3 protein-coding genes are annotated in these 1,764 nt (G+C 27.2%); all 3 read right to left on the reverse strand.

What is annotated here, in order from left to right; all coding sequences use genetic code 11:
- Positions 1–287 (reverse strand): type II toxin-antitoxin system PemK/MazF family toxin (locus VK998_RS01790; protein WP_325224831.1); only part of this gene is annotated, 287 nt, incomplete at its 3' end.
- Positions 280–477 (reverse strand): DUF2281 domain-containing protein, encoded by a 198-nt coding sequence (locus tag VK998_RS01795; protein ID WP_132029213.1) that lies wholly within the window; start codon positions 475–477, stop codon positions 280–282. The genes VK998_RS01795 and VK998_RS01790, both read right to left, overlap by 8 nt.
- Positions 478–549: 72 nt before the next feature.
- On the reverse strand, positions 550–1,167 hold the full coding sequence (locus tag VK998_RS01800) for a nucleotidyltransferase domain-containing protein (RefSeq protein ID WP_236912181.1): 618 nt from the start codon (positions 1,165–1,167) through the stop codon (positions 550–552).
- Positions 1,168–1,764: the final 597 nt, after the last annotated feature.

A 1,764-nucleotide genomic window follows, 5' to 3' on the forward strand; every position in this document is an offset into this window, starting at 1 on the left:
TCATTAACTTCGCCAAATTTCTTAATAACAATATTTTGAGCTAAAGTATAAATTTTATCCACTCTTATACATGAATCCACTTTTAAATTTCCTTCCAACAAATCACTATTAGTAATAAATATGCTATAGTCCTTTGATGTAATATTCGAAGTAATAGCAGCCACTATTATATCCTCTGTTTTACAATTATAATCATCATTTGATAGTACAAGAACAGGTCTCTTTTTACTGGATGTCAAATCTGTAAATGGTATTGGAATTAGTAATATATCTCCTTGCTTATACATTATTCCATACCTCATCATCTATATCATTGTTCCAAAAGTCCATGCTACTTTTACTTGCCTCTTCTAACTCTTTAAACATATCTCTCTCATTTTTTATTTTTAAATATCCTATAAAATCTATTACTTCATGTATTTGATTTTCTGGAATTTCATCTATAAGTTTTAATAATATTTGTTTAGCAGTGTCCATTCTATCACTACCTTTCAAATAATGTAATATATATTTATTATACCATATTATTTATTACATATAATATAAAAATTATGACACAACTATATATTCAATTAATTTCTCTATTTCAGCAATATCAGCATTGTTTCTCAATGCATTATAGAATAAATAGTATGCTTCCCTATTATTGTCATAAAGCCACTGTAAAGATTTCTTGGGACCCAAATACCACATACCTTTAATATCAAAATAAATCTTCAATGAATCTGTAAGCAGCCAATGGTACCTGAAATTTCCCTCGATATCCCCCTTTCTTGCTCTTTGTAACATTTTTTTAAGCCAATCTTTAAGAAAATCTTTTTCTTGCAATGTTAATTGTTTGGGGCCAGTTATAAACTGCTTATTTATTTCATTAAGAAAAATAGTACATAAATCTCTTTCATCAAAAATTATTTTACCATCTTTAACATGAAGAAATTGAGTGCACTCTTCCATCATTTCCGTTTTATAAATCCAAGCATCTAATCTCCTATTATTAAATACTGTCGTATCATTTTCCTTTTTGGGGTTATCGCAAAAACATACTAAATCTATATCACTTTCTTCTGTATAATCCCCACTAACAAAGGAACCATATAATATTATTGAATGACAATTATATTCTTTTTTCAAATATTCCTTAGCAGAATCTATTAATTTTTCTTCCATAACCATTTCCTCCATAGCAGTTAATTCACATTTTCCTACTTATACACATTATACCATTTCCTTATGGTCCGTAGTAACCCCTAAATCCTAATTTATAATCAATAAGGCTTGTCCTACTTATGATAGGGTTCACCGTATCAGTTCTACTGGCAAAACTTATTTAGTGATAGATATATCAAAGAAAAATGAATTAAAGTTTAAACAGAATCCTTAGTGAACAATCCTCTAACTTTTTTTATAATAACTATCTTGCAATATATCTATCTTGCATCTATTTGCTTCTATCACAATAATGCCTCCATTATATTTCCCAAAATTCTACAAATGTAAATTAAAGAACTTCTTTTTTCTTTATAGAACTTATAAAATTAAAGCATTAGGTTTTATTAAATGAAACCTAATGCTTTAATTGCAACATTATTAAATATAGCCTTTTCTATATGAATTTAGGCTATAATAATTTTCTAAGCTGAATAATCCCTGCACAATGGGATATAGTTGTAAAACTAATATCTTCTTCAGGAAAAAATTCTTTCAATTCATCAAATACAAAATATATTTCTTCATCATCCCAATAATTCTCATACTTTGCTTTAC

It is taken from the genome of Schnuerera sp. (assembly GCF_035459645.1).
Lineage (GTDB): Bacteria > Bacillota > Clostridia > Tissierellales > Tepidimicrobiaceae > Schnuerera.